The following is a 19793-nucleotide window of genomic DNA, read 5'->3' on the forward strand; positions in this document are numbered from 1 at the left end:
CCCAGATTAAACGGCAGCTTGGCCGTGGCCTTGAAATAGCTGAAGCGCATCCGCGATTTCGTCGGACATCATCAGGGCCGGTGACGCGCCCCATCGGTCAAGCGTTGAGACCAAGGTGCCGACCATCGAAAGGACCGGCTGTGCGGCTGCTGCGCTGACCGAGAGGTTCGCCAGCTCGCGGGCGTAGTTGGGCGCGCTGAATGTGTGCTCGGCCCAGACTTGTCCACGATGTGCCATCGCCTGGCGTGTCGCTGCATTGCCGCAGAGTTCTTCCAGTACTTCGGTCAACTCCGCGACTTCATTGAATGGAGAAATCTTTCTCACGCAGTCATCAGGCAATTCACTGTAAAAAGCTGCGTCCATCACGATTACTGCCTTGCCATACAGCAGTCCCTCAATCGTCGTCGCCGATGCGGCCTCCAAGCTCGGCCAGCGCAAGCAGCACGCGATATCCGCCTCGTTCATTGCTTGCTGCAGCGCAGCATCATCGGCTTCACCCGAAATGACGAGTTGAACACCCAGATCGCGTGCCAATCTGCTCAGGCTTTGTTCGACCTGCGGGCCGATCAGTCCGCACAGCCTGTAGGAAACCGTATCTCTGAGCAATGCGCTCGATCCGATGGCACGAATGACCGAGTCGACCCGCTTGTTGGGGTTGACGTGGCCGACGGTGAGAATATTGACGCGACTCTTTTGCGGAGGCGGCGATGCAGCTAGGCTCATGGCACTTGTGCAGGAGGGCGCGTCGTAGGGAAGTGGAACAACGCGCAATGGGCCCGCGCATGATTGCGCAACGCGCGCCATGCCCCAATGGCTGTGCGACACCACAGCTAGGGCCATCGAGCAGATCCATTCCGTCATCGGACAGGACTGGGTCGCCATTTCAATGAAGCTCTCGGCAGTGTTTGCCTTGTAGAACGCCTCGGCAAGCTCTTCGCCATACCAGTCCGCGAGAATCGCCTCGGCTTCTGCGCGGCGTCCTTCGGCCCACTCGGCGAAGAGGTGGGTGACCATGAAGTCGTGGAGGCAAACGATCCCTGGGTGCGTGGCGAGCCAATGCAGTCCGCCGCAATGGAAGCTGTAGTTGTTGCCGATCTGGTAGATGAGTGCATCCGCACTGCTAATGGCTGCCTCGACCGCGGCGGTTTGCGTCCAGTCGATCAACTCGGTATCGCAGGCATGCGCGGGCTTGTCCAATCGCTGCTCATGCTCGGTACGCACAACCACGGCCGAATCACCTTGTGCCATCAGCGCGCGAACGATCAGGACCGTGACACGGCCAATCGCCGAGTTGGTCGCCATGGGACTGAAGAAGACGAACTTCATGTCAGGAGCGCCTGGACCGTGGCAGGCCAAGTGATGCCGTATTGAACCCAGAGAGCCTTAGCCGCGGCGCCCATTTCGCGCGTGCGTTTCGCATTTGCGTAGACATTGCTCATCGCATCGGCCAGCGCCTTCGCGTCTGGCTCGGCCACCCAGCCGGTCTTTTCGTTCTTTGCGAGGCCGAGCACACCGCCGCTGTCGGTGGTGCTGATCAGGGGTTTTTTCGCCGTAGCGGCTTCCATGGCCACGTAGCTAAACGACTCTTCGTCGAAGGGCAGCGACGCGACTGCCGAGGCGCCGTTGATGTAGGCGGCGTATTCGCTGCGTGCGAGGAATCTCAGGTCCAACCGCACGCGGTCCTGCAGGCCTAGTCGTTCAGTCACGCGGCGAAGTTTTTCGGCATCGGCCGGCGAGTCCGGCGGGCCGGCGATGACGAGGCGCACAGTGCCAGGGCAGAGCGCGAGTGCCTCCAGCAGCAGATGCTGCCGTTTTGCATCGTTCACCCTTCCACCCGCAAAGATGTAGCCCTCATCGCGGCCACCCGTGAAAATCTCGGGATCGTTGATAGGCGCGCGCAGCACCTCCGAAGAAAAGCCGTTGTAGTGCTTGAGCCGTTTTTGCGTGACATCCGAAATAGCGAAGATGCGCCGCGCATCGCGAAAGCATTCGTCGTCCGCGTTCTTGATCACGCGGCGAATATCGGCGCCGAGTTCTCCGGGTGGCAAATTCGATTGCTGCGCATCGTAGAGGTCGTAGGCCTGACGGTACTGGTGAACCAGCCACAAGGTCTTGCGCGCGTGAGGGATCAGGTAGGCAGGAAACTTCAGTGCAATTACATGGTCCACGTTCTGCAACTCGAAAGCACGGGCCATCAACATTTGCGATGGGATGAGCATTGCCGGTTCCCATTGAAATGGAATTCGAAGTACTTCGACCTCGTGGCCGGCCAAGGCCACGTTTCGCTTCAGGTGCTCGGCCATGGCTTCGGCGCCGCCGGAGACGAAGGGCGCCATGTTGTTGACGATGAGAACCCTCATGCCAAGAGCCTTTGCAGAACGTGAGCCCAATCGATCTTCAGTTCGCCGATGCGCGCGTTGGCATTGAGCCCCATGCGTCGAGATGCTTCCTTGTCCGTGTAGAGGCGGTCCATGGCCAGCGCGACGGCCTCGGGCTGCGGCTCGGTAATCAGTCCGTTTATGTCGTTCAACACGAACTCGAGCGGGCCACCGGAGTCCGTGGTGGTCAGGATCGGCTTCGCCGCGTGCGCGGCCTCCAGCGTCGGATATCCGTAGGAGTCCTCGTCCACAGGCACATAGGCGGCCGCCAGGCAGTCCGCCAGGTGATCAATCTTTTCTTCCTGGCTGATCCAACGGTGATCCAGCGCGACCCGGTCCGCGACGCCGGCTTCCTCAGCCGTGCGTGCCAGCGCGCCGACATAGTCCGAATCCGACGCCGCGCCGCAAAGACGCAGCCGAACCGGCGTGCGGCAATACTTCAGACTCTCGATTAGCAGGTGCTGTCGCTTGTGATGCTCGATTCGGCAGATGCACACGATCTCATCGTTCATCGTGCGGTGGTGAAAACGCTCTGCGCCCAGCACTGGCGGATAGAGCGGTTCGCTATCGATGTCGTTGTAGCGTCGAAGTCTGTCGGAGACCACCTGCGAGTTCGAGAACACCTTCTTCGCTTCGTGTAGCGCCGCGGTGTCTGCAGTGCGCAGCGCATCGCGAATGCCCCGATGCGCTGAATCTGCGGGAAAGCCTCTGTACTCACTGTCCCATAAATCGTAGAAAGGACGCAGATGGTGAATAAACCAGATGATTTTGTGCGGGTGCCGAATCAGATGCGATTGCGGCCTGAAGCAGATGATCCGGTCGGCGGCTGCAAGGTCCACAAAGCGGAACGCCGCCATCTGCTTGAACAGCAGTTCGGGGGCGTCCACCTCGGGAAGATAAACGCGCTCTACCTCATGCCCTGCACCCTGCAGCGCGAGCTCAAGCCATTCGACGATGTTCCGGTAGCCGCCATTCACGAACGGAACAAACGAAGAACAGAGCGCGATTTTCATCGTCCGAGCGCGCCTGTAATAGCTGCAGCAACGCGAGCGATGTCGTCGCGGGTCAGGTATTGGTGGGTTGGCAAGTTCAGTCCGCGCTGCGCCCACTCGTCGGCCACCGGGTAGACCGTGTCTTCCTTGTAGGGGGGCAACACGTGCATCGGATAGAACACCGGACGGGTCTCGATGCCGGTGTCGTCGAGCGCGCGCATGAGGGCGTCCCGCTGGACTTCATCGCCGCTACGCAGGAAGACGGTGTACATCCAGTAGACGTGGTGCATACGCGCCTGTATTGTCGGCAAGACGAGCAAGTCGTTCAGCGGGCTTAGCGCCTCGTCATACATTCTTGCGAGTTCCTGGCGTTCCTTGAGAGAAACGTCGATGGTTTCCATTTGCGCCAAGCCGATCGCGGCTTGGATGTTAGTCATGCGGTAGTTGTAGCCGATTACCGGGAACCAGTAGCGGCGTTTTGGATCGACGCCTTGGCCGCGATACAGCCGCAACTTGGCTGCGAGCGCATCGTCGTTCGTGGTGACCATGCCGCCTTCACCGGTTGTCACGATTTTGTTGCCAAAGAAGCTGAAGGTCGCGCAATCGCCGATGCTGCCAACGCGCTTTCCGTTCACTTCGGCGCCGTGCGCCTCTGCCGCGTCCTCCAGAACCCAGAGGCCATGCTTCTTCGCAATAGCAACGAGTGGGTCCATGTCGGCCGGGTGACCGTAAAGATGTACTGGAATGATGCCGCGCGTGCGCGGCGTGATCGCCTTTTCGACCTGTTTGGGGTCGATATTCATCGTGGCGGCACAGACATCGACCAGCACGGGGACGGCCCCGCAATAACGCACGGCATTGGCAGTTGCGATGTAAGTCACCGTGGGAATGATGACCTCGTCGCCGGGCTGCAGGTCAAGAGCTACCAATGCAAGGTGCAATGCCGTCGTGCCGTTGTTGGCGGCCACCGCGTGCTTGACTCCGCAGAACGCGGCGAAGGCTTCCTCGAACGCGCCGATGTATTTGCCGTTGGAGGAAATCCAGTTGGTGTCGAGACAATCGAGGACGTATTTGCGCTCGTTGCCTTCGAGTTTGGGATGGGCGACTGAGATGCGATTCATTTGTCTTAGTCCTTTTTTCGGAGATTTTTAGCCGGTATTCCGGCGATTCTGGAGTGGTGGGGGATATCCGAGATGATGACCGAGCCGGCGCCTGCCACGACGTCGGCACCGACGGACACGCCCGGAATCACCTTGCAGCCAATTCCTAGGAATACACGAGGGCCGAGCGTGACATTGCCCGCCAGACCGCAGTGCGGGGCAATGTGGGCGGCTTCTTCGATACGGCCGTCGTGATCGACGCTGGCCGATGTATTGATGATGACGAGGTCGCCGATGGAAGTGTCTGCATTGATGACGGCGCCTGCCATGATCGCAACGCCGCAACCAAGCCGGGCCGACGGCGAGACCACTGCTGCCGGGCTAATGGCATTGATCAGTTCATAGCCCAGGACTTTCGCCGAGGCGCCGAGGCGCTGGCGAAGTGCATTAGAGCCGATGGCGATGAACGCCGAGGTATAGCCGGCGCGACGAAGCTCCTGCAGATGCGCATCGCCCTGAAGTACAGGCACGCCAAGGCAACTGCTCTCGCTGCCCTCTGCGCCGATGCAAAACGCCACGGGCTTATTCATGGCGCGCAGCAATTCGATGCAGACCTTGGCGTGTCCGCCCGCTCCGACGATAACGGCGCCCAAGGTCATTGTTCGCCTCGCGCGCGCGCCCACGCAGGAGAACCCGGTCGAGCAAAAAGCAGGCCGGCCGCTTTCGTCTGCCCCATCACGAGGTCGGCGCTTTCGTGCAATGCGCCGGACGCGGAATCGATTACAGCGTACTGAAAGCCGCGGTCATTGAAGAAAGGAAGCAATTTTCTGCTTGAGTCACCGATCCCACCTGCCTGGCGCGTGCCTAATTCGACAACCACCGCAATGTTCCGGTTGAATGCAATGGATCGAGACGCACCTTCGAGCACATGCAGTCCGGCGTTGCCCGAGTCGATCACGATGAGGTCGGCGCGGTCGTTGTCGCCAAGGATGTCGTCGATCCGCAGTGGACCGCGCAGGGGCGCGTGTACCGCAGAGGACGGCGCGAACGCCACAACACGTCCTTGACCTTCCAGCGCAAGATGTGCAGCCAACGCATTTGCTCCTACGCCAGCACCGACATTCACAAAGGTGTCGCCCGGAACCAGTATCTTCTGCAGTAGCTGCTGCACGCCGGCAAGCTGTTCTTCGGATTGCGCTCGCAGCGCCTCCAACTCGGGTGAGGTTGCCTTCTGAGACGATTTGAGCGCTTTCAGGAGGGTGGCAGTGTGAGTCGCCAGCAAGCGCTCGGTCGACTGACGCTGCAGGCGCGCGTGCTGTTCGAGTTCCTTGATAGTTCGCAGATGAGCCTGTTGGATCTCGTGCTGGAGAACGATGGTGAAGTACGCCCGGAGCCTGAAGGCGATGGGGCGAGCAAAGGGTTTCACTGCGCGATAACAAACGCGCGCAATCCGCCTGATCACAGCTTTGACTTTGCTTCGCAGCGGTATGGCGACCGATGAGAGGTCGAGCTGGGGCTTGGCCGAACTCAACCCTTGCCGTCCCTTGAGAGCAGTCGTCTTGGTTGAGGAGGACAGCGCGACACGTATGTCCACCCCGGGCCGCGCTGTCTTTTGTGTTGAATCCATCGAGGGGGCTTCCGCTAAAAGAGGCAGGCCACGGTCCGAAGCCATGGACGTCCTGTCGTAATAAAGAAGCCGAGACGTAGAAATGACCAGCCGAGGTCTATGCCTCTGTCGGTGCTCTAGAAAGAATGCCCTTCAGCATTCCGGCGAAGATCGGCCGCTACCATCATGCTGCAGAGCTGTTCCAGCGTTGTCTTTGGCTCCCAACCCAGCTTTTCCTTCGCGCGGGCTGGATTTCCGATCAGCAGATCCACTTCGGCGGGTCTGTGAAACTTTGGATTGACGCGAACTAGCGTCTTGCCTGTCTTGATGTCGATGCCAACTTCGTTCTGTTCCGAGCCTTCGAAGCGCAGCTCATATCCGGCAGCCTTGAAGGCCATGTCGACAAACTCCCGGACTGTTTCAGTACGATTCGTAGCCAGTACGAAGCTATCGGGTTCGGGCGCCTGCAGCATGAGCCACATGCCTTCGACGTATTCCTTGGCAAAGCCCCAATCACGTTTGGCGCCCAAATTACCCAGTTCGAGCACGTCGAGTTTGCCGAGCTTGATCTTGGCGACGGAATCGGTAATCTTGCGAGTGACGAATTCCCTGCCACGCAGTGGGCTCTCGTGGTTGAACAAAATACCGCTGCACCCAAAGATGCCGTAGCTTTCGCGGTAGTTGATGGTCATCCAGTGCGCGAACAGCTTGGCGACGCCGTAGGGACTGCGTGGGTAGAACGGCGTTTCCTCGATCTGCGGGATTGCTTGGACCTTGCCGAACATCTCGGATGTTGATGCTTGGTAGAAGCGAATTTTGGGATTGGTCAGTCGGATTGCTTCGAGCAGGTGCAACGCACCCATACCCGTGATTTGAGCGGTCGCATCGGGCTGGTTGAAGCTCACGCCCACGAAGCTCTGTGCGGCGAGGTTGTAGACCTCGTCTGGAGCGGCTTCCTTCATCAGGGTCAACGAGCTTCCGAGATCAGTGAGGTCGTACTCGATGAGGTGAAGATCAGGGTTGTTCTGGATGCCCAACTCTTCAATGCGCCAAAAGTTCACCGAACTCGTCCGCCGGTAGGTCCCGTAGACCACGTATCCCTTGGCGAGCAGTAGTTCTGCTAGGTATGCGCCATCTTGACCGGTGATGCCGGTGACTACTGCACGTTTTTTCATGGAAACCCTCCGATACAAATGACGGTGATGCATTTGCAGTCACCAAACCCCTGGATTTTGCCCTAAAGCGACAGGCGTCCTCGAGCCGTACTTGCTGGCGCATGAGACTTAAAATCACGCGGACCCTCGAAGGTCGAGTGCGGACGGGCTGTCGAAGCAACTGCCATCTGGAACATGCGCATCGACATTGCAGCGCCGATATCGCCGTTGTGACACCGCAACTGTGCACTCAAAAAGAAGACCCACATGCTAATTTTTCCGCGGCTTTTAAAGAACGAAGACTCCTCTCGCCGGGCGCACATCCGATTGACGCCCGATCGCCATCTGGTTTTGCACGTGTCTTCCGACTAAGAGGCTGCATGGACGACAAGCATCAAAAGCCACGCCTCGCACTTGACGCGCATGTGCTGGCCGAAGACGTAAAGACGGGTGTCTACAGGGTCTGCGACGAACTATTTCGGAGGCTGTATGCATCGCCTCGCTTCGAAACATACCTTTTCGTAAGAGACGGATATGCGCATAGGATTCGAAAGTACGTGTCCGCCACGAAGATGGACGCACGTGGTTATCAAAACCGCACCGCACCTTCTGCGGACGCAGAGATCTTCCTTTCGCCGTTCACTGTCGCCCCCGTCGAGTGGCTGGCTGACAAGAATGTGCTGCACGCCCACATTGTCCATGATCTGATCGCCGTCTACCGACCCGAATACTTCGATGCGGAGACGGCAAAGAGCGTGGCAAGCATTTTTGCGAGCTTTGATGAGCGAACGCTTATTTTCGCGGTATCGGAGCACACGAAAAGAGATCTGCTCGAGCATCGACCCGATCTAAAGGCAGAGCAGGTCACAGTGATGCCGCTCGCGGCTGGCGACCGGTTCCACCCATGTCTGGACCACGCCGAGCGCGCGGCGGTGCGACAACGGTATGGCATTCCCCCAGGCGTGCAATATGTGCTCAGTCTCGCAACACTGGAGATCCGAAAAAATCTCGATCAGGTCGTCAATGCGTTCGTCCAGTTGCTAGCGCAGGATCCATCCAGCGACATGCATCTGGTTCTGGCGGGAATGTCCGGCTGGAAGCTCGACAAACTCGACCAGGCTCTGGATGCTGCCGGTGGGTCGCGCGACCGGATCATCCTGACTGGGTTCGTCGACGATGCCGATCTGTCTGCGCTCTATAGCGATGCCTTGTGTTTCGTATATCTTTCCCGCTACGAGGGGTTCGGGCTACCTCCCTTGGAAGCCATGGCCTGCGGTACGCCGGTGATATGTTCCAACGCGTCCTCCTTGCCCGAAGTCGTCGGTGATGCGGGTGTCGTGCTCGACGCTGATGACGTCGACGGAGTGGTAGAGGCGATCCAGCGAATCGCTGCCTCGGCGTCATACAGGGACATGCTGGCCACAAAGGGACTTGAGCACGCGGCTTTGTTCAGTTGGGATCGAAGTGCTGGCATCGTTCTCGATGCGCTTGCTGCGGCGTATGCGCGGCATGCAGGGGCGTTTTTGCCGCAGGCTCCTGTATCGGTGTCCGCTGGACCACCCAGTGAAAAAAAGGGCAGAAGGTATCTTAGAAGGGCGCTCAAGGGATTGTGGTGGCTCGCAACCCCTTGGAGCATGCCCAAACGTATTTCGTTCATGCGTGACCGCGCGCTAGCGGACGCGCGTGCCGCCGAGATGACGCTACTGGTCGAGCAGGAGCGGGCTCGCATCTCGTTGCGGCAGCGAGGCGCCAAGGTCGAGGCGCCCGAGCCGCTCGATTTGTTCGATAACGATGCCCTTTCGCGCGCCGCCGGCCTTGCCTTGAGCGAGATTCTTTGGACGCCGGTCAAGCCCGAAGAAGTGGCGGATCGATGGTCTGCGGCACGATTCCTAATCGACTCTTGGCGTTCGCAGAAAGGCATTCGTGCGCAGTTCCCGCAGGCCTTGAGGCTAGCCGAATTAAGGTTGAGCCAGGACGCTATGCGCCATGTGGAGGAGGCATTGAAGGCGGGCATTTCCGATCGGGCCCGCCAAGCATTTTTGGTCAACGAGACGCTAAATGCTGTGTTGCCGCACGGCTTGACGCCTGCGGGTATCAGGACTCTTTTTTCCTGGTTCATGCGAGGTGGTGCTCGCGATGCAGGTCTGCGACTGGAAGAGGTTTGGTGGCTCTTCCTGGAGGCACAGGGCGACCCCGGGCGCGAGTTGATGCTGGCGCACTCTTTTTCGAGGACGTGGCAGCAACGCCACCCCGCCGGTTTGACAGTGTTTGGCAGAGTCGACTTCGCGCGATGGATCGTCGAAGAATACGGCGTCGAGGGACGGTGGACCGATCCTTCTTCGTGGCCTAAGTGGGAAACGCCGGCGTTGCAAATCCTCGCGGGCTATTGGGCAAGCCAGGAGTGGCGAGCGAAGTGGCCGAACGCATTGAACGAAGAGGCGAGCGCTCGAGCATTGCTGGCATGGTTGACCACTGAGGAGTCGGGGCTTTCGAAGGATGTATGTGATTGGTGTGCGCGACTCGATCATGGGGCGATCGCAGCGCAGCTAACAACAGCCGGCGTCAACGTCATTGGGCACTTTTGCTATCCGTCGGGGCTGAGGGTGTCGGCCGAATCGCTGGTGGAGGCCGCAAAGGCCGTAGGAGTTCAAGTTTCTCTTCGCGATCTGAAAACCGACGCGAACGACGATCCTCATCACGTTGACTTCCGTGGCATGGAAATTCACGATGTAACCATAATCCATGCGCAGCCCGAACCGTTCTTCGATGTAGCCTATGAAAGGTCCCAGGTCATCGAACGCAACCCTCGTACATATCGAATTGCATACTGGTACTGGGAATTCGATTCCATTCCCGCTTCTTGGGCCGAGCACGCGCAAGCGGTGGATGAAGTATGGGCTGCAACAGAATTTGTCGCGCGCGGATTGCGCGAGCGCCTTCGCCTCCCGGTGCGCACGTTGTTCCCAGGTATCAAACTGGCCTCGTACGAAAAGCGGGGTCGAGCATATTTCGGCTTGCCCGAAGCCCCCTACACCTTCCTTTTCACCTTCCATATGATGAGCGTGATGGAGCGGAAAAACCCACTGGGGTTAATACGCGCCTTCAAGGACGCTTTCGGCAACAGCGATTCGGTGCGGCTGGTTTTGAAGACTTCTTTTGGGCACAAGCATCCCAAGCAGTTCCAGCAGCTGCGCAAAGCCGCCAAGGGCGCCAATATCACCTTGATCGACCAGGTCTATAGCCCTGACGAGGTTTTGTCGCTGATGGACGCCTGCGATGCGTACGTCTCATTGCATCGGAGCGAAGGTTTGGGCTTGACGATGGCCGAGGCCATGCTGATGGGTAAGCCAGTAATTGCAACCCGCTTCTCTGGAAATGTCGACTTTATGGACGACGACAACAGCCTTCTTGTTCCATACGAGTTAGTCAAGGTGGGCAAGCCGATTCCTCCCTACGATGCTGACCTCGAATGGGCCGAGCCATCAATTGAGCATGCGGCAATGCTCATGCGGCGTGTCTTCAAGGACCAGGATTGGGCTCGCGAGGTAGGAGCCCGCGCCAAGGCAAGCGCGGAGGCGCACCTCTCGCTCGAGACGGCAGGGCGGCGGATGGCTGCGCGCGTCGAAGAGATCCGGGCTCTGCGAATGGCGGGTGACTGAACGCGAATCCGCCCGACCTATTGTTCGACCACGCGCCCGTGCTCAAGGTGGATCACACGATTGCATTCTTTTGCGATCAGGTCTGGTGAGTGGGACGCGAGCACCAAAATGCCCGATTTCGACACTACATCGCGCATCCGTTGCTCGGCCTTCTCGGTGAACTCCGCATCGCCTACGGATAGCCACTCATCCATGAGCAAGATGTCTGCCTGCACGCTCGTTGAGATCGAGAACGCCAGCCGCATCATCATGCCCGTCGAATAGGTACGCACCGGCATGTTGACGTATTCGCCCAGTCCGCTGAATTCACAGATCTCGGGTGTAAGCTGGTCAACTTGCTTCTTGCTCATGCCCATCACGAGTCCGCGTAGCATGATGTTTTCTATGCCCGTGGCGTCCATCTCGATGCCAAGCGAGGGGTCGATCAGGCTGGCGACCGTACCCTGACGGGTAAATTCTCCCGAAGACGGCTCGTACACGCCGGCAAGCGTCCGCAGCAGCGTTGACTTGCCTGCGCCGTTATGCCCCACCAAGCCGAGCCGGTCCCCGCTTTTGAGCTCAAGGTTAATGCCGCTAAGCGCCTGAACGACGGTGACACCTGTTTCCTTGCCAAAGCGTCCGCCGGTGACGGAGGCTGCAAGCGTTTTCTTGAGGGAGTTGGCGCCGGCGCCATAGATGGGAAAGTTAACGGCGACGTTTTTAAGTGAAATGAATGCCATGGATCAGAGCCAGTAGACCACGCGGCGGCGGTACTTCGAGAACAGCAGAACGGCCGCGATGAGGCACAGCGCCGTCCAGAACAGGATGCCGATCCAGCTGTGAATGTGCGCGACGCCGCCCATGAGCGGCGTGCGAAGAAGGTCGAGCATTTGCGCAAAAGGATTCCACAGCACGTACTTGGCGCGTCCGGGCAGGCTCTCGGGCAGCCAGAACACCGGCGTCAGAAACATCAGCATCTGCATCACGCTGGTGACGATCTGCGTGACATCGCGATAGCGCGTGCATATCAGGCCCAGCAGCAGCCCCAGCGCGTGCGCGTTGATGATGAGAATGGCGAAGGCCGGTAGCACAAGCAGCACCGACCAGGACAGCGAAATGCCGGCCCAGATGGCTACCGGAATGTAGAGCACGATCTGGTGGGCAAATTGGATCAGGTTGCGCGCCAGGCTGCGCCAGACGAAGAGGCTGATCGGAAAGTAGCCCTGCTTGAGATAATTGGACGACCCGACGAAAGCATTGCACGCGTCGGTCACGATGCTGGAGAAAAATGCCCAGAAGATGATGCCCAACGCCAGGTGCGGAAAGAACCTCGAAAGCTCGGTACCGAAGAGCGAGCTGTACAGCGGGCCCATGCCGGCAATCATCACCCCCATGCTCAACGTGAGCCACATGGGCCCCAGCATCGAGCGGCGGTAGCGCAGCACGATGTCGAACCAGGCGAGGGTCCACCAGATGTCTGTGCGGCGGGTGCCTTCCCACCAATCGGAAACCGCGCTTCGGTGGAGATTCGAATGAACTTGACTCATGTACGCCCGTAAGTGTCTGCAAGGCGGACGATGTCGTCTTCGCCGAGGTAGCCGCCGCATTGGACTTCGATGAGCACCAGCTCTTCGTCGCCAATATTGGTCAGGCGGTGTTTTTCCTTCAAGGGAATGTAGCGGTACTGCCCCGGAAGCGTTTCATGCTCGGTTTCTCCGATTTGCACGATGCCGCGGCCCTGCACCACCACCCAGTGCTCTGCGCGCTGGTGATGATATTGCAGGGACAAGGCTTCGCCAGGGCGAACGGTGATGCGCTTGACCTTGTAGCCTTCTTCTTCCTTGAGCGAGGCGTAGGTGCCCCACGGACGATGCACTACCGGCGGCAGGTGCACGGTGTCGTGCTTCCGGGCCTTGAGCACGTCGACAACCTTCTTCACCTTTTGTGCGCTGTCCTTGTGAAGCACAAGGAGCGCGTCAGGCGTATCGACGATCACGAGGTCATGAACGCCGACAGTGGCGACGACCTTCGGACCATAGCTTTCCACCTGTACGTGCGTGCCGGTCGTGTCGAGAGCCACGACTTCGTCAGGAAACGTGTTGCCGCTGGCGTCGGCAATCAACGCATTGGACACCGCAGGCCACGACCCCACGTCGCTCCAGCTGAACTTTGCCGGCACCACATGGACATTCGAAGCGCGCTCCAGCACCGCGTAGTCGATGCTGATGTCCGGCTGCAGGCCGAACGCGTGCAGATCGAAGTTGACCGACGTGCCGGAGGTCTTGGCCGTTTCGAGCGCGTGCCTTGCCGCCCTGATCACGTCGGGGGCGTGCGTCTCGAGCGCCGCAATGATGGTATCCGCCGTGAACGCGAACATGCCGCTGTTCCAGTAGTACCGCCCGGTGGCCAGATATTTCTGTGCCGTCTCGAGGTCGGGTTTCTCGACGAAACGCTTGACCCCCTGGCTCTCTCGCGAAACGTGCTCGACCTCGATGTAGCCAAAGCCGGTATCGGGGCTCGTGGGGCTCACCCCAAAGACCACCAGTTTGCCTTCCTGGGCCAGGCGGAAGGCTTCTGTTGCGCTGGCCACGAAGGCGTGCACGTCAGGCACCAAGTGGTCCGCGGAGAGGACGAGCATCACCGTGTCGCCGCTGAACTGGCGCGCACATTGAAGCGCCGCCAGCGCGATGGCGGGGCCGGTGTTGCGCCCCTTGGGCTCAAGGAGAAACGTCGTGGCCGGCGGGTCGCTCATCTGCCCGAGGACGTCCTTCGTGAGGAACAAATGGTCCTTGTTGGTCACGACCATGAGGTCGCCGGTTCCGCAAGCCTGTCCGCGCTCAACGGCCTGCTGAAGCAGTGTGGAGTCGCCGATCTTCATGAATGGCTTGGGAAAAGCCTGACGCGAAGCGGGCCAGAGTCTGGAGCCGGCGCCTCCCGAGAGCACCACTGAGAGTAGTCTCATTGTTTTCCTTTAGCTTTTTAACAAGGCAATTTTACGGGCAGCCTCTCGGCCGCCCTTCGAGGGGGGGGTGGCGGGCGCCGTCCTTTGTTGCGGCCGGTTGCGAAGATAATCCTGCCGCAAGTCGCGGCGACGCGATGTTTGGGCATCGTCCCGCCTATTTCAGGTATTTCCTCACAAGCTCCGCTCTATCCGTCTCGGCGGGCGCGCAATTTCTATGAAATCTGTTTATCGATTCATCCTCGGCCTGGCTGGACTTTGGCAAGGCCCCGGAATGATGGGGCGCGTGCAGCGGGCATGGCGAATGTTCAAGAAGTCGGGGTGGCCGGGCATCCGCTGGGAGTTGGGCCGGCGGATCGGCGGCTACAACGACTATTCGAAATGGGTGCGGCGCTACGACACGCTCACGCCCGAACTGCGCCAGAAGATCGCGCAACGGGTGGCGGCCATGAAAGACCGTCCGCTGATCTCCGTGCTGATGCCGACCTACGACCCCAACCCGGCATGGCTGCGCGAAGCCATCGAGTCGGTGCGTGGGCAGATCTATCCGCATTGGGAGCTGTGCATTGCCGACGACGCGTCTCCCTCGGCGGAAGTGCGTGAGATCCTCAAGTCGTACAGCGAAACAGACCCGCGCATCAAGGTGGTGTTCCGTCCTGAGAACGGCCATATCTCCGCCGCGTCCAACAGCGCGCTGGAGCTGGCCGCAGGGCCTTGGGTAGCGCTCATGGATCATGACGATCTGCTCCCTGCGCATGCGTTGTTCTGGGTTGCCGATTGCATTGCCGAGCACCCCGGCGTGCAACTGATCTATTCGGACGAAGACAAGGTCGACGAAGGCGGTCATCGCTTCGGACCGTATTTCAAGTCGGACTGGAACGTCGATCTGTTTCGGTCGCAGAACATGTTCAGCCACCTTGGCGTGCTGTCCACCGACCTCATGCGTTCGGTCGGCGGTTTTCGCGTGGGGCTCGAAGGTTCCCAAGACTGGGACCTGGTGCTGCGCTGCATGGAGCGTGTAGAGCCGCGGCAGATTCAACACATTCCCCGCGTGCTTTATCACTGGCGCGTGCACGCCGAAAGCACGGCCCGTTCGATGATGGCCAAGCCCTATGCGGCCATTGCGGGCGAGCGGGCACTGAACGAACACTTCGTGCGCACAGGGGTGCGCGCCACTGCCGAGCATCTGGATTTTGGCTACCGGGTGCATTACGCCTTGCCCGATGTCTTACCGTTGGTTTCGCTGATCATCCCCACGCGCAACGCGTTGCAGCTGACTCGTCAGTGCGTCGACTCCATCTTGCAGAAGACGAGTTATTCGCACTACGAAATCATCATTGTCGACAACGGCTCGGACGACGCCGCCGCGCTGGCTTGGTTCAAGAGCGTTGCGGCAGAAAACCCGAACATTCGCGTGCTGCGCGACGACCGGGACTTCAACTATTCGGCACTCAATAACGGTGCGGCTGCCATTGCGCAAGGCGAGGTGCTTGCGCTGGTCAACAACGACATCGAAGTCATCTCGCCTGATTGGTTGAGCGAGATGGTGAGTCTTGCGCTGCAACCCGGGGTAGGCGCGGTCGGTGCGAGGCTCTGGTATCCAGGCAAGACGCTCCAGCACGCCGGTGTGATCCTGGGCATAGGAGGCATTGCCGCGCATTCGCATCGCGGCATGCCCGCCGGGAGAGAGGGCTATGCTGGGCGCGCGGCGCTTATCCAGTCGCTCTCGGCCGTCACGGCCGCCTGCCTGGTGATCCAGAAAAGCCTCTACCTGCAAGTTGGCGGCCTTGACGAGGTGCACCTCAAGGAGTCGTTCAATGACATCGATTTTTGCCTGCGGCTGCGCGAGGCGGGGCTGCGCAACGTGTGGACGCCGTATGCGGAGCTGTTCCACCACGAGTCCGCGACCCGCTCCAAGAATGTCTCGCAGAAGAGAAAAGAGCAGTTCGAGGAAGAGGCGGCCTACATGCAGCAACGCTGGGGCGAATTGCTGAAGAACGACCCTGCCTACAGCCCAAACCTCATGCTCGCCCGCGAAGACTTCAGCTACGCCTGGCCGCCGCGCCTGGCGCCGGTTTGAAGATGCCCGGTATTTCAGTCGCGCTTTGCACGCGCAATGGCGCCCGCTTTGTGGCGGCGCAAGTGCGCAGCATCTGCACGCAAGACAGGCGGCCGAGCCAGATCGTGCTTTCCGACGACGGCTCGACGGACGAGACCATCGCCACGGTGCGCAGCACCCTGGCAGATTGCGGCGTGGGCGAAGGCGTCGAGCTCGTTGTGTTCCAGAATTCGCCGGCACTGGGCGTCACCCGCAATTTCGAGCAGGCAGTGCGGGCGTGCACCCACGAGCTCGTCGCGCTCAGCGACCAGGACGACGTGTGGCACCCGGGCCGGCTGGCCCGCATGGCGGCTCGTTTCGAGGCGGCGCCCGAGTTGCTGCTGCTGCACACCGATGCCCGCCTGGTCGACGCCGAGCTCGCGCCGCTCGGCACTTCGCTCTTTCACGCATTGGAGGTACGACCCGCCGAACTGGCTGCCATTGCAAACGGAAATGCCTTCGATGTGCTGCTGCGGCGCAATCTGGTGACCGGTGCCACCACCATGTTTCGCAAGGAACTGCTTGAATTCGCCTTGCCGTTCCCCGAGGGATGGGTGCACGACGAATGGCTTGGCGCGGTGGCCGCGGCCACGGGCCGTGTCGACGTGCTGGCGGAACCGCTCATCGACTACCGGCAGCATGCAAGCAACCAGATCGGCGCGCGCCGGCCGACGCTCTCCGAAAAGATAGGCAAGGCGTTTGTCGAGCGCGGCGACAAGCACTGGGCGCGGCTGCGCAGGGCGGAAGCGCTGCTGGAGCGGTTGACCTCCCTCGGCGCGAAGGTGCAACCCAAGTACCTCGAGGCCCAGCGTGCCAAGGTGGCGCACCAGCGCTTCAGGGCCGAGTTGCCCCGGTCCAGGCTCGCGCGCCTCGTTCCGGTGATCCTGGAGGCCGCCCGCGGGCGTTATGACCGCTTCGGGCGCGGCTGGCACGCGGTGGCGCAAGACCTGCTCGAGCGCGGGTAGCTCGGGCTCGCAGGACCTTGCTTAGCGGGTACCCGCCTTGAGCCGCCTGTAGCGCCAGAAGGCGCCTGAAGTCCACACCTTCAGCAAGCTGGTCACGTGCCAGTACAGGTGCTTCTTGCTGCTGCGGCTCGCACGCTGGGCCTCGTGGCGCGCCAGCAGGTCTTCTCCCACCTGCAGCTTCCAGCCCGCGAGTTGGGTCCGGGCGCAGATGTCGAAGTCTTCGCCGTACATGAAAAAGCGCTCGTCGAAGCCGCCGATCTGGCGGTAGGCGCTGCTGCGAAACAGCATGAACAGGCCCGGAATCCAGGCCGGCACCGCCGGGCGCTCATAGCTTGGGTTCCGGCGGGTCACGATTTCGAGCGGCGTGATGATCTCGCGATGCTGCTCGGGCGTGCTCTTGCCTGGCTCCAGGATGCGCGGCGTCAGCAGGCCCGCGTCCGGGGCGGCCTGTGCAATCAGCGGCGCCAGCACGTCGCCGTCGAAGCGGATGTCCGGGTTGAGCACCAGGAACCACGGTGTTTCGCAGTGCTGGAATGCCTGGTTGTGGTTGGCGCCAAAGCCCTTGGGGTGGGCGTTTTCGATGCGCTCGACCGGAAAGCCCCATTCCTGGCCCGCCAGTACATCGGGTTCGGGGATGTTCAGCGTGAGCACCACCTTGGCGGTCCATGCGCCGCTGAAGCGGTCCAACTGCTCGAGCAGCGGCCGTATCAGCGCGAGCTGACCGTGGCTGACGATCGAAACGGTGATGGGGGGAAGGGAGGGGGAGGGCGCTGGCATGGTCTAATTTCGCTCGGGAATTCTAGAGTTCCCCAACACCCACACATGATTGCTCTGATCGTCATCAGTTTTTTTGCCTCTGCCTTTGCGGTGCAGCTGTTCATGCGCCGCGCGCGCAGGCATGCACGGCTCTATGGCACGGACATGCCCCAGCGCTTCCACAAGGGCCATGTGCCGCGCCTTGGCGGCGCCGGAATCATGTTCGGGATGGGCGTGGCCTGGCTGGCGGCCGGCATCACCGGGACCGATCCGTTCAACGTGTCGTGGCCGGTCAAGACATCGATGCTCACGCTGCTGTGCATTGCACCGGCCGTCATCGCCGGCATCGTCGAGGATGTGACGCAGAACGTGAGGGTGCGCTACCGGTTGGGGCTCACCATCGGCTCCGCCTTGCTGGCCTGCTGGATGCTCGGGCTCAGCCTGTCGCGCACCGGCATCGAGGCTGTCGACGGCTGGCTGGCGCTGGTTCCCTATGGCGCCGTGCTGTTCGCGGCGCTGGCCATCGGCGGGCTGCCGCATGCCTTCAACATCATCGACGGCTACAACGGGCTCGCCGGCACTGTGGCCGTGCTGGTCTGCCTTGCCATTTCGCACGTCGCGCTGCAGGTGGGCGACCGCCAACTCGCGGCGATGATGGTTTGCCTGGTCGGCGCCACCGTCGGCTTTTTGATCTGGAACTACCCGCGCGGCAAGATCTTTGCCGGCGACGGCGGCGCCTATGTGTGGGGCATGGTCATCGCCGTGGCCTGCGTCACGCTCGTGCAGCGGCACCGTGTCGTCTCGCCGTGGTTCCCGATGCTGCTGCTGATCTACCCAGTCTGGGAGACGCTGTTTTCCATCTACCGCAAGCTCGCACGCGGGCAGTCGCCCGGCACCGCTGACGCGCTGCACTTTCACCAGCTCATTTTTCGCCGCATCGTGCGGGTGGCGTTCGCGGACGACGAGGCGCGGCAATTGCTTGCCCGCAACAACAGGACCTCTCCCTACCTGTGGATGTTCGCGGCGCTGTCGGTCGTGCCGGCTGTGCTGTTCTGGAACAACACCATCGTGCTGATGCTCTTTTGCCTGCTGTTCGTCACGACTTATGTGGGTGCGTACCTGATGATCGTGCGATTCAAGGTGCCGCGCTGGCTGCGCCCGTGACGGCAATCAAGACTGCGCGCTTGTTGCGACAATTTCCCCTATTCATCGTCCTCACCGTTTTGGAGCCTGCCCGCCCATGACCGACCCCGTCCTCAACATTCCCCCGCGCGACAAGGCCGAGATATTGGCCCAGGCGCTGCCGTACATCCGCAAGTTCCACGGCAAGACCATCGTCATCAAGTACGGCGGCAATGCCATGACAGACCCGGCCCTGCAGGCCGATTTCGCGGAAGACGTGGTGCTGCTCAAGCTGGTCGGCATGAACCCGGTGGTGGTGCACGGCGGCGGCCCGCAGATCGAGGCGGCGCTCAACCGTCTGGGCAAGAAGGGCAGCTTCATCCAGGGCATGCGCGTGACCGACGCCGAGACCATGGAAGTGGTCGAATGGGTGCTGGCCGGCGAAGTGCAGCAGGACATCGTGGGCCTCATCAACCAGGCCGGCGGCAAGGCCGTGGGCCTGACCGGCCGTGACGGCGGCATGATCCGCGCGCAAAAGCTCAAGATGGCCGATCGCACCGACCCCAACCTGCATCACGACGTGGGCCAGGTCGGCGACATCGTCTCCATCGACCCCAGCGTGGTGAAGGCGCTGCAGGACGACGCGTTCATTCCCGTGGTCAGCCCCATCGGCTTCGGTGAGGAGAACGAGAGCTACAACATCAATGCCGACGTCGTCGCCGGCAAGCTCGCCACCGTGCTCAAGGCCGAGAAGCTCATGCTCCTGACCAACACGCCCGGCGTGCTCGACAAGGACGGCAAGCTGCTCACCAACCTGAGCGCGCGAGAAATCGATGACCTGTTTGCCGACGGCACCATCTCCGGTGGCATGCTGCCCAAGATCGAAGGCGCACTCGACGCGGCCAAGAGCGGCGTGAACGCGGTGCACATCATCGACGGGCGCGTGCCGCACGCCATGCTGCTCGAAATCCTGACCGACCAGGCCTACGGCACGATGATTCGCGCGCGCTGAGCCAATCAATCTC

Annotated in this window: 16 protein-coding genes; 5 read left to right on the forward strand and 11 right to left on the reverse strand. The window is 60.8% G+C overall.

Features of this window, described 5'->3' with window-relative positions; translation table 11 throughout:
• Nucleotides 1-6 precede the first annotated feature (6 nt).
• The 7 genes from GOQ09_RS03580 to gmd all read right to left on the reverse strand — a co-directional run bounded on the left by GOQ09_RS03580 (nt 7) and on the right by gmd (nt 7251).
• Nucleotides 7-1326, reverse strand: a complete 1320-nt coding sequence (locus GOQ09_RS03580) for a glycosyltransferase family 4 protein (RefSeq protein ID WP_157611914.1) — start codon at nt 1324-1326, stop codon at nt 7-9.
• Entirely contained in the window at nt 1323-2336 is a 1014-nt protein-coding gene (locus GOQ09_RS03585; protein ID WP_242630979.1) for a glycosyltransferase family 4 protein, read from the reverse strand. Before GOQ09_RS03585 ends, GOQ09_RS03580 begins: the two co-directional genes overlap by 4 nt.
• Before the next feature lie 20 nt (nt 2337-2356).
• Nucleotides 2357-3391, reverse strand: a complete 1035-nt coding sequence (locus GOQ09_RS03590; RefSeq protein ID WP_157611916.1) for a glycosyltransferase family 4 protein — start codon at nt 3389-3391, stop codon at nt 2357-2359.
• The gene (locus GOQ09_RS03595; protein ID WP_157611917.1) at nt 3388-4491 is read right to left on the reverse strand and encodes a DegT/DnrJ/EryC1/StrS family aminotransferase; all 1104 of its coding nucleotides are present in this window, start codon (nt 4489-4491) and stop codon (nt 3388-3390) included. The genes GOQ09_RS03590 and GOQ09_RS03595 overlap by 4 nt, the downstream gene beginning before the upstream one ends.
• A gap of 5 nt (nt 4492-4496) precedes the next feature.
• Nucleotides 4497-5129, reverse strand: a complete 633-nt coding sequence (locus GOQ09_RS03600) for an acetyltransferase (protein WP_157611918.1) — start codon at nt 5127-5129, stop codon at nt 4497-4499.
• Nucleotides 5126-6142, reverse strand: coding sequence for a hypothetical protein (locus tag GOQ09_RS03605; protein WP_157611919.1), 1017 nt, complete (start codon nt 6140-6142; stop codon nt 5126-5128). Before GOQ09_RS03605 ends, GOQ09_RS03600 begins: the two co-directional genes overlap by 4 nt.
• Before the next feature lie 71 nt (nt 6143-6213).
• Nucleotides 6214-7251: a GDP-mannose 4,6-dehydratase gene (gene gmd, locus GOQ09_RS03610; RefSeq protein WP_157611920.1), complete on the reverse strand. Its 1038-nt coding sequence runs from the start codon at nt 7249-7251 to the stop codon at nt 6214-6216.
• Nucleotides 7252-7610: 359 nt separating this feature from the next.
• Here gmd and GOQ09_RS03615 point away from each other — a divergent pair, with 359 nt between their 5' ends.
• Nucleotides 7611-10889 carry a glycosyltransferase gene (locus GOQ09_RS03615; RefSeq protein ID WP_165442062.1) on the forward strand — a complete coding sequence of 1093 codons (3279 nt, stop codon included), beginning with the start codon at nt 7611-7613 and terminating at the stop codon, nt 10887-10889.
• 17 nt (nt 10890-10906) lie between these two features.
• Here the strand turns inward: GOQ09_RS03615 and GOQ09_RS03620 are convergent, their stop codons facing one another.
• From GOQ09_RS03620 to GOQ09_RS03630, 3 genes are read right to left on the reverse strand one after another with little or no spacing between them, the layout of a single operon-like run.
• Nucleotides 10907-11608: an ABC transporter ATP-binding protein gene (locus GOQ09_RS03620; RefSeq protein ID WP_157611922.1), complete on the reverse strand. Its 702-nt coding sequence runs from the start codon at nt 11606-11608 to the stop codon at nt 10907-10909.
• A 3-nt stretch (nt 11609-11611) separates the two neighbouring features.
• Nucleotides 11612-12415, reverse strand: a complete 804-nt coding sequence (locus GOQ09_RS03625) for an ABC transporter permease (RefSeq protein WP_157611923.1) — start codon at nt 12413-12415, stop codon at nt 11612-11614.
• A complete protein-coding gene (locus GOQ09_RS03630; RefSeq protein ID WP_157611924.1) occupies nt 12412-13830 on the reverse strand; it encodes a mannose-1-phosphate guanylyltransferase/mannose-6-phosphate isomerase in 1419 nt (472 codons plus the stop codon). Before GOQ09_RS03630 ends, GOQ09_RS03625 begins: the two co-directional genes overlap by 4 nt.
• Nucleotides 13831-14131: 301 nt before the next feature.
• Between GOQ09_RS03630 and GOQ09_RS03635 the strand changes: the two genes are divergently transcribed.
• Nucleotides 14132-15907 (forward strand): glycosyltransferase family 2 protein, encoded by a 1776-nt coding sequence (locus GOQ09_RS03635; protein WP_242630980.1) that lies wholly within the window; start codon nt 14132-14134, stop codon nt 15905-15907.
• 2 nt (nt 15908-15909) lie between these two features.
• Nucleotides 15910-16890: a glycosyltransferase family 2 protein gene (locus tag GOQ09_RS03640; protein ID WP_157611926.1), complete on the forward strand. Its 981-nt coding sequence runs from the start codon at nt 15910-15912 to the stop codon at nt 16888-16890.
• Between the two features lie 21 nt (nt 16891-16911).
• On the opposite strand, the gene GOQ09_RS03645 is transcribed toward GOQ09_RS03640, so the two are convergent.
• On the reverse strand, nt 16912-17667 hold the full coding sequence (locus tag GOQ09_RS03645) for a glycosyltransferase family 2 protein (protein ID WP_157611927.1): 756 nt from the start codon (nt 17665-17667) through the stop codon (nt 16912-16914).
• Nucleotides 17668-17712: 45 nt separating this feature from the next.
• Here GOQ09_RS03645 and GOQ09_RS03650 point away from each other — a divergent pair, with 45 nt between their 5' ends.
• Both GOQ09_RS03650 and argB read left to right on the forward strand, forming a co-directional pair.
• The gene (locus tag GOQ09_RS03650; protein WP_126747620.1) at nt 17713-18810 is read left to right on the forward strand and encodes a glycosyltransferase family 4 protein; all 1098 of its coding nucleotides are present in this window, start codon (nt 17713-17715) and stop codon (nt 18808-18810) included.
• A 76-nt stretch (nt 18811-18886) separates the two neighbouring features.
• Nucleotides 18887-19780: an acetylglutamate kinase gene (gene argB, locus GOQ09_RS03655; RefSeq protein ID WP_093021615.1), complete on the forward strand. Its 894-nt coding sequence runs from the start codon at nt 18887-18889 to the stop codon at nt 19778-19780.
• Nucleotides 19781-19793 lie beyond the last annotated feature (13 nt).

Origin of the sequence: Variovorax paradoxus, from assembly GCF_009755665.1 — a bacterium.
GTDB classification, from domain to species: domain Bacteria; phylum Pseudomonadota; class Gammaproteobacteria; order Burkholderiales; family Burkholderiaceae_C; genus Variovorax; species Variovorax paradoxus_G.